This is a genomic window from Aequorivita vitellina, from assembly GCF_022008365.1.
Classification (GTDB): Bacteria; Bacteroidota; Bacteroidia; order Flavobacteriales; family Flavobacteriaceae; genus Aequorivita; species Aequorivita vitellina.
Genome location: NZ_JAIRBA010000001.1, coordinates 133,914 through 146,662 on the forward strand (window position 1 = coordinate 133,914; position 12,749 = coordinate 146,662).

The 12,749-nt window shown below is 37.6% G+C and carries 10 protein-coding genes; 8 read left to right on the top strand and 2 right to left on the bottom strand.

Translation table 11 applies throughout. The features are described 5' to 3' along the window. Positions 1–80: 80 nt before the first annotated feature. Complete coding sequence (mnmG, locus tag K8089_RS00630) at positions 81–1,952, top strand: tRNA uridine-5-carboxymethylaminomethyl(34) synthesis enzyme MnmG (RefSeq protein WP_237601410.1); 1,872 nt, start codon at positions 81–83, stop codon at positions 1,950–1,952. A gap of 76 nt (positions 1,953–2,028) precedes the next feature. Next, entirely contained in the window at positions 2,029–2,874 is an 846-nt protein-coding gene (locus tag K8089_RS00635; RefSeq protein WP_237601326.1) for a class I SAM-dependent methyltransferase, read from the top strand. A 143-nt stretch (positions 2,875–3,017) separates the two neighbouring features. On the opposite strand, the gene K8089_RS00640 is transcribed toward K8089_RS00635, so the two are convergent. Then, positions 3,018–4,172, bottom strand: a complete 1,155-nt coding sequence (locus tag K8089_RS00640) for a DNA polymerase III subunit (RefSeq protein WP_237601327.1) — start codon at positions 4,170–4,172, stop codon at positions 3,018–3,020. A gap of 150 nt (positions 4,173–4,322) precedes the next feature. On the opposite strand from K8089_RS00640, the gene K8089_RS00645 reads away from it, so the two are divergent. The 3 genes from K8089_RS00645 (at position 4,323) to K8089_RS00655 (ending at position 8,263) form a co-directional block, all read left to right on the top strand. Next, complete coding sequence (locus K8089_RS00645; RefSeq protein ID WP_262913874.1) at positions 4,323–5,510, top strand: phosphoglycerate kinase; 1,188 nt, start codon at positions 4,323–4,325, stop codon at positions 5,508–5,510. A gap of 188 nt (positions 5,511–5,698) precedes the next feature. After that, the gene (locus K8089_RS00650) at positions 5,699–7,264 is read left to right on the top strand and encodes a LysM peptidoglycan-binding domain-containing protein (protein ID WP_237601328.1); all 1,566 of its coding nucleotides are present in this window, start codon (positions 5,699–5,701) and stop codon (positions 7,262–7,264) included. Positions 7,265–7,285: 21 nt separating this feature from the next. Next, positions 7,286–8,263: a DUF4837 family protein gene (locus K8089_RS00655; protein WP_237601329.1), complete on the top strand. Its 978-nt coding sequence runs from the start codon at positions 7,286–7,288 to the stop codon at positions 8,261–8,263. A 79-nt stretch (positions 8,264–8,342) separates the two neighbouring features. On the opposite strand, the gene tatA is transcribed toward K8089_RS00655, so the two are convergent. Further along, positions 8,343–8,534 (bottom strand): twin-arginine translocase TatA/TatE family subunit, encoded by a 192-nt coding sequence (tatA, locus tag K8089_RS00660; protein WP_237601330.1) that lies wholly within the window; start codon positions 8,532–8,534, stop codon positions 8,343–8,345. A 119-nt stretch (positions 8,535–8,653) separates the two neighbouring features. Here tatA and K8089_RS00665 point away from each other — a divergent pair, with 119 nt between their 5' ends. Genes K8089_RS00665 through K8089_RS00675 form a run of 3 tightly spaced genes read left to right on the top strand, consistent with a single transcriptional unit; the run spans position 8,654 to position 12,744 of the window. Then, positions 8,654–9,517, top strand: coding sequence for a M23 family metallopeptidase (locus tag K8089_RS00665; protein WP_237601331.1), 864 nt, complete (start codon positions 8,654–8,656; stop codon positions 9,515–9,517). Between the two features lie 6 nt (positions 9,518–9,523). Next, entirely contained in the window at positions 9,524–11,020 is a 1,497-nt protein-coding gene (locus K8089_RS00670) for a GH3 auxin-responsive promoter family protein (RefSeq protein WP_237601332.1), read from the top strand. 23 nt (positions 11,021–11,043) lie between these two features. Then, positions 11,044–12,744, top strand: coding sequence for a DUF6909 family protein (locus K8089_RS00675; RefSeq protein WP_237601333.1), 1,701 nt, complete (start codon positions 11,044–11,046; stop codon positions 12,742–12,744). The last annotated feature ends 5 nt before the right edge of the window (positions 12,745–12,749 follow it).

Genomic DNA, 12,749 nt, shown 5'->3' on the forward strand with positions numbered 1-12,749 from the left:
TAAGATATTTATTGTAAATTTGCGCCCCCTAAAAAAAATTTAAGTTTAATATGTTCCACGTGGAACAATGGAGAATGAATATGTTTCAAGAAGAATATGATGTTATAGTTGTTGGTGGTGGTCACGCAGGTTCTGAAGCTGCCGCTGCTGCAGCAAATATGGGTTCCAAAACGCTTTTAGTTACCATGAACCTGCAAAATATAGCTCAAATGAGTTGTAATCCTGCTATGGGGGGTATTGCCAAAGGACAGATTGTTCGCGAAATTGATGCTATGGGTGGTTACAGTGGAATTGTATCTGATAAAACCGCTATCCAGTTTAAAATGTTGAACAAGTCCAAAGGTCCCGCAATGTGGAGTCCACGTGTTCAAAGTGACCGGATGCGATTTGCCGAAACCTGGAGATTAATGCTAGAGGGCACTCCAAATTTAGATTTTTATCAAGAAATGATTTCGGGCATAATTTCTGAAAATGGAATAATAAAAGGAGTTCGAACTTCTCTTGGTTTAGAAATAAGAGGGAAAAGTGTTGTCTTGACAAATGGAACTTTTTTAAATGGATTAATTCACATTGGTGAAAAGCAATTTGGCGGAGGCCGTGCGGGTGAAAAAGCTTCAACAGGAATAACAAAGGATTTAATTGATTTAGGTTTTGAAGCAGGAAGAATGAAAACCGGAACGCCCCCAAGAGTCGATGGCCGTTCGTTGGATTTCGCCAAAATGATTGAGCAACCGGGTGATGCAATTCCTGAGAAATTTTCATATTCTGATGAAACCACAACTTTAAAAAAGCAACGTTCCTGCCATATGAGCTATACCAGTCTCGATGTTCACGATATTTTGCGTGAAGGTTTTGATAGGTCGCCAATGTTTAATGGCTCAATTCAAAGTTTAGGACCAAGATACTGTCCTTCCATTGAAGATAAAATTAATCGCTTTGCCGATAAAGAAAGACATCAACTGTTTGTTGAACCTGAAGGCTGGGATACTGTAGAGTATTATATTAATGGTTTTTCTACTTCTTTGCCAGAAGATATTCAGTTTAAAGCATTGAGAAAAGTTGCTGGTTTTGAAAAGGTAAAATTGTTCCGTCCAGGTTATGCTATTGAATACGATTACTTCCCACCAACACAGTTAGAACATACCCTTGAAACCAAATTGGTTTCCGGACTTTATTTCGCAGGACAAATTAACGGTACTACGGGTTATGAAGAAGCGGCGTCGCAAGGATTAATGGCCGGAATTAACGCACATTTAAAGGTGCATGAAAAGGAAGCCTTTATTTTACAACGGAATGAAGCCTATATTGGGGTATTAATCGATGATCTTATTACAAAAGGAACAGAAGAACCGTACCGAATGTTTACATCGCGAGCCGAATACAGAACATTACTTCGTCAAGATAATGCAGATTTTAGATTAACGCCTAAATCTTTTGACATTGGCTTGGCTAGTGAAAAACGTATGCGCAAAATGGAAGAGAAACGTGAAAAGTCTGACGCATTTGTGCAGTTCTTCAAAGACACGAGTGTTGCGCCCGATGAAATAAATCCTATTTTTAAAGAACGAGATTCTGCTTTGGTTCAACAGAGCGATAAAATGTTTAAATTCTTTTCGCGTCCTGAAGTGAATATGGAAGATATGAAAACAGTGGCTTCAGTTAAAAAATTTATCGACGAAAATGAATTGGATGATGAAATGATTCAGCAAGCCGAGATTCAAGTAAAATACTCGGGTTATATAGCGAAAGAAAAAAACAATGCCGATAAACTGAACAGATTGGAAGGATTGAAAATCCCAGAAAGCTTTGATTATTCAAAATTAAAATCACTTTCTTATGAAGCGAGAGAGAAACTTACAAAAATAAAACCTGCAACTGTTTCGCAAGCATCGCGTATAAGCGGCGTTTCTCCAAATGATGTATCGGTGCTTCTAGTATATATGGGACGTTAGCGTTGTTGTTTCACGTGGAACAATATTAAAAATAGTTTTTGGGCTCGAAATAATTCTTCATAATCTAACCTGCATTTTGAAAAATCACGAAAAAATATATTTATCAGTTAAGGACAATTTAGTTACTGGCGAAGTTTTTAATCTAGTATGTAATGCTGAGATGGATTTTTTAAGAACCACTCCAATGCCGAAATCTGAAGATCTTCCCTTGTATTATGAAAGTGATGAATACATTTCGCATACTGATAAAAAAAAGGGCTTATTTTCATTTTTATATCAACTCGTGAAAAAGTGGTCACTTCAAATGAAGGTTAAGTTAATACTTGAACAAACTGGAACCATTGGATTATTACTAGATGTTGGTGCCGGAACCGGAGATTTTTTAAGAGCTGCTAAAGAAAATGGTTGGGCGGTGAATGGCATGGAACCAAACAGAAATGCTTCTAAATTGGCATTGGAAAAAGGAATACATTTAAAATCCTCACTAAAACATTTTGAGGGAAAACAATTTGATGTAATAACTCTTTGGCATGTTTTGGAACATATTCCTAATTTGGATGAAACCGTTTTAGCACTTTCGAAGTTAGTTAAACCTGACGGAGTATTGATTATTGCAGTTCCAAATTTTAAAAGTTACGATGCCGATCATTACGGAATGTTTTGGGCGGCTTATGATGCACCTCGCCATCTCTGGCATTTTTCTAAAAAATCTATTCAAAATATTTTTTCAAAGGCTTTTATTTTAGAAAAAACGAAACCTATGATTTTTGATTCGTTTTATGTAAGTCTACTTTCTGAAAAGTATATTTCTGGAAGAAAATTTTCGCTAAACGCGCTTTGGGTTGGATTAGTATCAAATTTAAAGGCAATTCAATCAAAGGAGTATTCTTCGCATATTTATTGCTTTAGAAAGACAAAATAACTAATTTTAAGCTGTTTTAAGAGGGTTTGCGTTCAAATGCAGTGTGTTCCCCTAAAAATTTGGTGAAAACTCGATTATAACGCTCTAAATAGAGCTCTTTCTATAGTAAAATTCTATTAAAATGTTATTTCGATAACAAATATTTATACCAATTCTTTTTTGTGAATTAGTCGCGTTAATTTAATGGATAGATCGGTGAAGATTATTTTCGCATTTCCATTTCGTTCAATGTGGTAAGTTGCATCTTCCAAGGCGGTAGTTATTTCAAAAATATTATTTTGATGCACGAAGGGCGCAAATTTGTTAAGTGAAAACGAGGCGTCATTCGCTTCAAAGTACAATAGTGAATGGGCGCCATAATTATCTAAAAGTGCTTCTCTAAAAACGTCGGTGCAATAGGCTAAAAATTTCTTTTGTGTTTCGCGGCCCTGTTTCGCCAACTCGTCACTCCATTCTAACAAATTGTTGATAGCCCCTTTGTTTCCTTTGGCTCTAAAGGCGGTGCGCACCCAACTTATAAACCACTTTTCAAAAACTTCGTCTTCTCCAGTTTCGTCCAGTAATTGTAATGCCTTATTATAATCGCCACGCGCTCTGCGGGCCATTTGGACTGCCACATTTTCCTTTATTTGCAAACTTTTAATTAAAGCTTCTGAAATATCGGCTTCCGAAAGAAGTGGAAAAGTTAGTTTTTGACAACGCGATTTAATTGTAGTAATAATTTGGCCTTCCTTTTCGGTTAACAGTAAAAGCACGGTCTTATCCGTTGGTTCTTCAACCAATTTTAAAATTTTGTTGGCACATTCCCCGTTCATATTGTCTGCCATCCAAATAATCATCACTTTATATCCACCTTCAAAGGCTTTTAGCGAAAGTTTTTTTGAAATATTTTCAGCTTCATATTTACTAATATTTCCCTGTTTATTTTCAATCCCAAGGCTTTGTAGCCACTCAAAAAGTGAAGCATACGGATTATTTAAAACGAATTTTCGCCAAGCTTCAGCGTAATTGTCCGAAATAGCATTCTTTTTCGCAATATCGCTGGTATTAACAGGGTAGACAAAATGCAAATCGGGATGTGCCAATTTTGAAACTTTGCTTTTACAGGCAAAATAGGCGTCGCTATCTTTTTTAAAATGACTGCATAAAAGTGCCGAAGCATACGCAATTGCCATAGGAAGCAAACCACTACCATTAACGCCCGAAAACAGCTGGGCGTGCGGAATCCTGCCGTTTTCAATAGTTTTTGAAAGATGCGATTTTATATGTTGGTGGCCTATTACTTCTGAAAAATCCATTCGCAAATCTAATCAATTTTATGCTTTTTTAAGGACTGAAAATTTTAGACATTTAATTCGTATTAATTGTATGAAAGCACTATTTTCAATGAATTTCTAAAAGGGATTTAAAAATGAAAAGGAGTATATTTGCAGCCTAAATTTATAGAGATGAAAACCGTAAACGACATAGATTTTAAAAGCAAGAAGGCATTGATTCGTGTAGATTTTAATGTGCCGCTTGACGATGACTTCAACGTAACAGACGATACGCGCATTCGTGCCGCCAAACCTACTATTTTGAAAATTTTAGAAGACGGGGGCAGTTGTGTTTTAATGTCGCATTTGGGAAGACCAAAAAATAGAGAAGCTGAATTTTCACTTCAACATATTTTAAAACCTTTATCTACAATTTTGGGAGTTCAAGTGAAATTTGTGGATGATTGTGTGGGGCCGAAGGTTGAAGAAGCGGTAAGAATTTTAAAATCTGGTGAAATTCTTTTACTTGAAAACCTCCGTTATTACGAAGAAGAAACAAACGGAGATCGTGCTTTTGCCGAAAAACTTTCAAAATTTGGCGATGTTTACGTTAATGATGCCTTTGGAACTGCGCACCGAGCACACGCCTCCACTGCAATTATCGCTGAGTTTTTTCCAGAGAATAAATGCTTCGGACTCTTATTGGCTTCGGAAATAGAAAACGTAAAAAAAGTTTTGGAAAGTAATGAAAAGCCAGTGACAGCTATTATAGGCGGCGCAAAAGTTTCTTCAAAAATTACCATTATTGAAAACATTCTCAATAAAATTGATCATTTAATTATTGGCGGTGGAATGGCTTTCACGTTTATAAAGGCGCAAGGCGGTAAAATAGGAAATTCATTAGTTGAAGATGATAAGCAAGATTTGGCACTCGAAATTTTGAAAATGGCAAAAAACAAGGGTGTTTCGGTACATTTACCAGTAGATGCGGTTATTGCCGATGATTTTTCGGGAACTGCCAATACAAAGATTTCATCAATAAATAACATTCCCGATGGTTGGATGGGTTTGGATGCGGGTCCTGATTCCAATGAAATATTTGCTAATGTATTAGCCAATTCTAAAACAATTTTATGGAACGGTCCCGTAGGTGTTTTTGAAATGGAAAAATTTGCTGAAGGCACTAAAATTCTGGGTCAGAATATCGCTAAAGCAACTGAAAATGGGGCGTTTTCGTTAGTGGGCGGCGGCGATTCGGTAGCGGCGGTTCAGCAATTTAACCTATCAAATAAAGTAAGTTATGTTTCAACGGGAGGCGGCGCAATGCTCGAAATGTTAGAAGGAAAAACGCTGCCGGGTATAAAAGCACTGTTGGCATAAAAGTTAAATAGCATCAGATTAGGCTTTTGAGTATTAAATTTGCGTAATTTCGCGAAAAGATTATTTTTGATAAAATTTTTTATTTCAAAAGGCGTTTCAACTGTTGACTAGTTAAAAAATGAAACCCTTGATAAAAGGAGTAATAATCAGGCGTACTTGCCAAAATCCCCAAATGCAATTAATAGCTGATGAAACTAAATAAAATCTTTCTCTTTATACTGTTGCTGGCCTGCAGTATTAGTTTTGCCCAAGTGGGTAAAAAACAAAATAAAAGGCTGAACACCAAAGAAATTCAGGTTGTTGATTCTATTAAAGTGACAAAAATTTCGGAAGAATTACCTGCAACTGTAGTGGCTACTTCTTTTAAAGATAGCATTGTTTATGATCTTCAAGATATGGCCTTGGCACGTAAAAAAGACAGCTTATGGCTAAAGGAACTTTACAAATCTGATCTTTTTGAAGACATATATAACAGTGTTACAAACCAGAATTTTGACCCAGTAGATTACGATGAACTCCCTACTGAATTGCTCAAGCAACGCTTAAAAGAGCTAGATGCGCGTACGCCGTTTAAAGTTGAATACAATCCTTCATTAGAAAGTGTTATTAAGCAATACTTAAAAAATCGCCGCAGAGGATTAGAGCGTTTAATGGGGCTTAGTGAATTTTATTTCCCGTTGTTTGAACAGGAATTAGATAAGCATAACCTACCCTTGGAACTAAAATATTTAGCCGTAATTGAATCGGCATTAAATCCGAAGGCTCGGTCTCGAGTTGGGGCTACGGGGCTTTGGCAATTTATGTTCCCAACTGGTAAAATGTTTGGACTTGATGTAAGTTCTTATGTTGATGAGCGTTCAGACCCGTATTTAGCTACAGAAGCTGCGTGTAAATATTTAAAAAGCTTAAACAACAGTTTTAACGATTGGGATTTAGCACTTGCAGCCTACAATTCGGGTCCTGGAAATGTTTCAAAGGCAATTCGTCGTTCGGGCGGAGAGACAGATTATTGGAGTCTTCGCAGCTTTCTTCCACGTGAAACTGCTGGTTATGTGCCTGCGTTTTTAGCAACGATGTACATTTTTGAATACGCACAGGAACACGGCTTTAAAAAACAATCGGCACGAATTCCATTTGTAGCTACAGATACCATTCGCGTTAAGCAACAAATTACATTAGATCAAGTTGCAAAACTCACCAATCTTGATAAAGAAGAGCTTGAGTTTCTTAACCCTTCCTATAAGTTGGGAATTATTCCGGTTATAAAAAATGAAAACTATGTATTGCGACTTCCGCTAACGGCAGTAGGCACATTTGTAACCAACGAAGATGCAATATATACATTTGCACAAATAGAGCAGGAGGAAGCTGAAAAACCACTTCCCGAATTATACGAGCAACCAGAGAAACTACGTTATCGTGTAAAAAGAGGGGATTATTTGGGAAGAATTGCTGAAAGATATGGCGTAGGCGTTAGCCAAATTAGAAGATGGAATGGCATGCGCAATAACACAGTAAAAGTGGGTCAGAATTTAATTATTTACCCCCGAAAAAGTACGCAAGATATTGCCAGAAACACGCCGGTGCAATCCAGTAATACTTCAGATAGAACCTATACCGTACGCAATGGCGATTCCTTGTGGAGCATTTCGCAAAAATTTCCTGGAGTTTCGGTCCAAAATATCAAAAAATGGAACGATATTAGTGGTACTAACTTAAAGCCTGGAACTAAACTTAAAATTCACAAAGGATAGTTCCAAAAAAACATCCTTTAAATGAGACTATTTACTATTGCATTGTTATCGCTTTTTGTTGCACTTGCATCGTGCAACAGTAGTGGCACTAAAGACAAATCACTTGTTCCCAATTCTGTAGGAAACATTAATGCGCTTCAAATTATTACGCCCAACGATCTTTGGAATGGGGTAGTAGGTGAGGCCATTCGAAATAACTTCGCAGCTCCTACAGATGGTCTTCCGCAGGACGAACCACTTTTTTCAATGAACCAAATGCCTCCCGAAGGCTTTTCTGGTTTCGCTCGCAGCAATAGGCTTTTTTTATATGTAGTTATAAGCGAAGAAGAAAAAGTAACCATTGCGACCAACGAATATGCCAAACCACAAACTGGGGCAATAATTAAAGCTCCTTCCGAAGAGAAATTAGTTGAACTCATCAATAAAAATGCAGCTCAAATTATTGAAAAATTTCACGCTTCCGAAATAAAGGAACGCCAACGCAGAACCGCTATTTCACTAATGAAAACCGATTCGCTTAAAAATGTGATGGGTGTTTCGCTGCAAATTCCCAGTGCATACAGAATTGCAAAAGCTACGGACAGTTTTTTCTGGATGCGGAAAGATTTAAAAGACGGCACAACTAACATACTTGTTTATCAAGTGCCATTATCAATGATTACCAACGACAGTACAGCAGTTGGAGACATTATAAAAATTCGTGATTCTATAGGCAGCAAACTGCTTCCCGTTGAAGATGACGGCCAGTTTGTTACCGAAGATGCCTACGCTCCCTATCTTTTCACAACAAAAATTGATGGAAAATTTGCGTATGAAACAAAGGGTACCTGGGAAGTAAAAGACGACTGGATGGGCGGTCCTTTTGTAAACTACGCCGTGCGCGACGAGAAAAACAATCGTTATTTAATTTTAGAAGGGTTTACGTATGCCCCGGCAGTATCAAAAAGAGATCTTCAATTTGAGCTGGAATCTATCTTGAATTCTGCCAAATTTGAGTAGAATTTAAAAAGTATTTATATAAAAAAGAGCCTTTCAATTTAAAACTGAAAGGCTCTTTTTTTAAGTATAAAACGAAAATTTACTTCTTCTCGTCTATCTTATTATCTGTTGGTTCTTCTTTTGAAGCATCCTTAAATTCCTTAAGTCCGCTACCCAGACCGCGCATAAGCTCTGGAATTTTCTTGCCTCCGAAAAGCAATAATACAATCACTACAATTAATACAATCTGCCACGGGCCAATAACACCTAAAGGAATAAATAATGCATTCATAATTTCGAAATTTAAATTAAGCAAAGGTAACAAGAAATGTTTAGATACAACGTTTTGAGGGAAACTTTAGCGTATAGCGCTTTAGTTTATTTTATATTTGTAAAAAGGAATTGCAGATTATGACTCAAAAAGAAAAAAGGGGCAAAAAGTTTAAAAAAAAACTCCTGCACAAATACCGGCTGGTAATTTTAAACGAAGAAACCTTTGAGGAGCGTTTTTCGTTTAAACTAAACAGGTTGAATGTATTTGTGTTCAGTACACTTTTTGCATTGTTCCTTATTTTGTTAACCACTGTAATCATTGCTTTTACACCACTTCGCGAATATATTCCCGGGTATTCATCTACCGCATTAAAAAAGAAAGCTACACAATTAACCTACAAAACAGACTCGCTACAGCAGATTCTTTCAGTAAATGAGCAATACCTCGCTTCTATTAAAAAAGTGCTTACAGGCGACGTTAAAACGGTTAATTTCAATAAAGATTCTATCATTGAAGTTGCCAAAACCGATCCGTCTGTTTTAATACGAACTTCGCGAAAAGATTCATTACTTCGCGATGCGGTGGCGAAAGAAGATAAATACAATCCGTTAATTGCGCCGCGAGTGCAGGAATATTCACTTTTTGCTCCAGTAAAAGGCACAATTACAGAACAGTATGATTCTAAAGCAAAGCATTATGCCGTAGATGTAGTAACGGTAAAGGATTCGCCAGTTAAAGCAGTTGCAGATGGCACAGTTATTTTTGCCGAATGGACTGCCGCTACAGGCAATGTTATTATTTTAAAACACGATAACAATCTAATTTCAGTGTATAAACACAACGCGATGCTCACCAAAGGGCAGGGCGAAATTGTTAAAGCCGGTGAAGTAATTGGCACCGTTGGCAATACCGGCGAACTTACAACGGGCCCCCATTTGCACTTTGAATTGTGGCGCGATGGCTTCCCCGTAAATCCAACTAATTTTATAGATTTTGATTAATTGCCTATGTCTCTAAAGACCGTTTCTGCTAAAATTTTCTCTAAAATTGTTGTACTCCGAATTCAAAAATGGGCAAAGAACCCTGTTGAAACGCAACAAAAAGTTTTTGAAAAACTGATTGCCGATGCAAAGAATACTGCCTTCGGAAAAGATCATAATTTTAAAAATATAAACTCCTTTAAGGAATTTGCAAAGCGCGTTCCCGTTCGCGATTACGAAGCTTTAAAACCCTATGTTGACCGTGTAGTTTCTGGCGAAGAAAACGTGCTGTGGCCCGGGAAACCGCTCTATTTTGCTAAAACTTCGGGTACAACTTCGGGGGCAAAATACATTCCGTTAACCAAGGAATCTATGCCGCATCACATTGAAGCTGCTCGAAATGCAATTTTGTGTTATATAAACGAAACTGGAAATGCAGAATTTGTAGATGGTAAAATGATTTTTCTGCAGGGAAGCCCAGAAATGCAGGAAAAGAACGGCATTAAATTGGGCAGACTTTCGGGAATTGTGGCGCATTACGTGCCTGCCTATCTTCAAAAAAACCGATTGCCCAGTTGGGAAACAAATTGCATAGACGATTGGGAAACTAAGGTTGACGCCGTTGTAGAAGAAACCAAAAACGAAAACATGACCGTAATCAGCGGTATTCCGTCGTGGGTGCAAATGTATTTTGAAAAACTTCAAAAAAATACGGGGAAGAAAGTAGGCGACCTTTTCAAAAACTTCAACTTGTTTATTTATGGCGGTGTAAACTTTGAACCCTATCGCGCCAAATTTGAAAATTTAATAGGAAGAAAAGTGGACAGCATCGAACTTTTCCCAGCAAGTGAAGGGTTTTTCGCCTTTCAAGATAGCCAGAAAGACAAAGGAATGTTGCTGCTTTTAAATTCAGGAATATTTTATGAATTTATTGAAGCTTCAACCTTTTTTGAAGAAAATCCAAAACGATTAACCATTGGCGAAGTGGAAATTGGCATTAATTACGTGATGATTATTTCAACAGATGCGGGGCTTTGGGCGTATAATTTGGGCGATACCGTTCAGTTTACTTCTACTAAACCGTACCGCGTTATTGTTTCGGGAAGAATAAAGCATTTTATTTCAGCCTTTGGCGAACACGTTATTGGGAAAGAGGTTGAAGAAGCGATGAATACTGCAATTGCAAAGTTTAATTTTTCAATAACGGAATTCACTGTTGCGCCGCAAATAACGCCTTCGGAAGCAAATCTTCCGTATCACGAATGGTTGGTAGAATTTGAAAATGAACCAGAAAATCTTCAACAAGTGGCCGAATTTCTCGATGCCGAAATGCAACAACAAAACTCGTATTACTTCGATTTAATAGAAGGAAAAGTACTTCAACCTTTAAAAATTACTTCGCTTAAAAAGGATAGTTTTCAGCAGTATATGAAATCGCAAGGCAAGCTGGGTGGCCAAAACAAAGTGCCACGACTTGCAAACGACCGTAAAATCGCTGATGCTTTAATAAAGATTCAGCCTTAAAATTAGTGTTATCTTTGCACCACATGAATAAATTGAAATCACATACCCGTACCCGCGCCCAGGAAAGTACACAAGCCATTGAGCGGCTTTATATAACGATGCGCCACCTTTTTAACCGTGGGTTTTACAAACCTATGGGAGTTTCCGGAGAGACACTCCGTGAATCATTATTAACACTTCGCCCAGAAATTTATGGCTCCATTACGGATGACAAAATTGAATTGCAGGGTTTATTGTACGTAATGGACCGTTTGCCATACGGAATTGAAGAATGCAGGTTTATTAATTTAACCAGCGATGAAGGTTATAAAAACTCACATTTTGAGCCAATAATTCCGTTAAAACGCCGCAGAAATTGTTACCGAATAGATTCGGAACAGATGAATATTGAGGTAACGCGGGGCCGTTCGGAAATCTATGATATACTTACGCATTTAACGTTCCTTTTTATCGAGTCGCACAAAATTATGAAACAAGTGCTCATAAACGAAAATGGCGACGTAATTCGCGATTGGAAAAAACTGGAGCAGGCCGTTTTAAAGAAGGGCAAGCTAACACAGGAAGAAAAAGAAGTTGCATTGACGCACACCGCGAATTTTCTGGGAAGAACTTTTGAAGAAGTAAAAAACGTATATCCTTTTTTTGCAAGTGAAAAGAACGAAAACCGCTTTTTCAGTATCATTTACTATTTGGGAAAATTGGCAATTGACGAGGTGCTGCCAGACAACCAGCGAATAATAACTTTTAGTCCGGTCCTTCGCGAGCGCTTGGGTCACCATATTCACGGTGAGCAGTGGGCGTTTCGCATTAAGCAAACGCTACAGGAAAAGGGATTGTTAAAACGGCCGTTGCACATTATTAGCGCGAACATGCACAGCGTTATGAATAGTATTTACGCACCAAAAGCACTTTCTGCAGAGTTTTTAAAGAAAAAACCAATGGAAGTTTTTGAGGCTTTAAGCAATAATGTGAATTTAAAGCTGCGGGAAAAAGTAACTAAAACCGCTATGGCTGAAGGAATGATTTTTATTGAAGATCAAAGCGGAACCAATATCGACATTCAGATAATTGATACTTCAAAAATAAAACAAAGCCCGTACACCGAAGGTTTAAAAGAAGTTGAAGATTCAAAAAAACCAGTAATTGTGGTTATGGATTACGCTTTTGGCGAACAAGCGTACGAAACGATGGACGAACTTTTAAAACCATACATAGACTTCAACAAAAAGCGTTATTTATTAAATGTAGTTTCTGTTTCAATTATGGGTAAAGCAGGAATTTTAGAAGGCGGAAAGGGCGATATAATGATTCCGTCAGCCCACGTTTTTGAAGGCACCGCAGACAATTATCCGTTTAAAAATCTATTGGACAAAAGTGATTTTGAGGAAGACGACGTAAATGTTTATACCGGAACTATGATTTCGGTTTTGGGAACTTCGCTTCAAAACCGCGATGTGCTTAAGTTTTTTCACAATTCAACGTGGAATGTAATTGGACTTGAAATGGAAGGTGCACATTATCAAAAAGCAATACAAGCAGCGGCAAAAATTCGGCGAAGCATTAGCTCAAAAGTGGAAGTTCGTTATGCCTATTACGCATCAGATAATCCGTTGGAGACGGGAAGCACTTTGGCATCGGGCGGATTGGGTACAACTGGAGTGAAACCTACCTATTCTATCACCGATAAAATGTTAAAACAGATTTTAGACACTCCTAAAAATTAATTTTA

Coding starts and splice junctions, on each gene's coding strand:
- K8089_RS00665 (WP_237601331.1), top strand. CDS start 8,654: ATGACTCAAAAAGAAAAAAGGGGCAAAAAGTTTAAAAAAAAACTCCTG.
- K8089_RS00645 (WP_262913874.1), top strand. CDS start 4,323: ATGAAAACCGTAAACGACATAGATTTTAAAAGCAAGAAGGCATTGATT.
- K8089_RS00675 (WP_237601333.1), top strand. CDS start 11,044: ATGAATAAATTGAAATCACATACCCGTACCCGCGCCCAGGAAAGTACA.
- K8089_RS00670 (WP_237601332.1), top strand. CDS start 9,524: ATGTCTCTAAAGACCGTTTCTGCTAAAATTTTCTCTAAAATTGTTGTA.
- K8089_RS00655 (WP_237601329.1), top strand. CDS start 7,286: ATGAGACTATTTACTATTGCATTGTTATCGCTTTTTGTTGCACTTGCA.
- K8089_RS00640 (WP_237601327.1), bottom strand. CDS start 4,172: ATGGATTTTTCAGAAGTAATAGGCCACCAACATATAAAATCGCATCTT.
- K8089_RS00650 (WP_237601328.1), top strand. CDS start 5,699: ATGAAACTAAATAAAATCTTTCTCTTTATACTGTTGCTGGCCTGCAGT.
- mnmG (WP_237601410.1), top strand. CDS start 81: ATGTTTCAAGAAGAATATGATGTTATAGTTGTTGGTGGTGGTCACGCA.
- tatA (WP_237601330.1), bottom strand. CDS start 8,534: ATGAATGCATTATTTATTCCTTTAGGTGTTATTGGCCCGTGGCAGATT.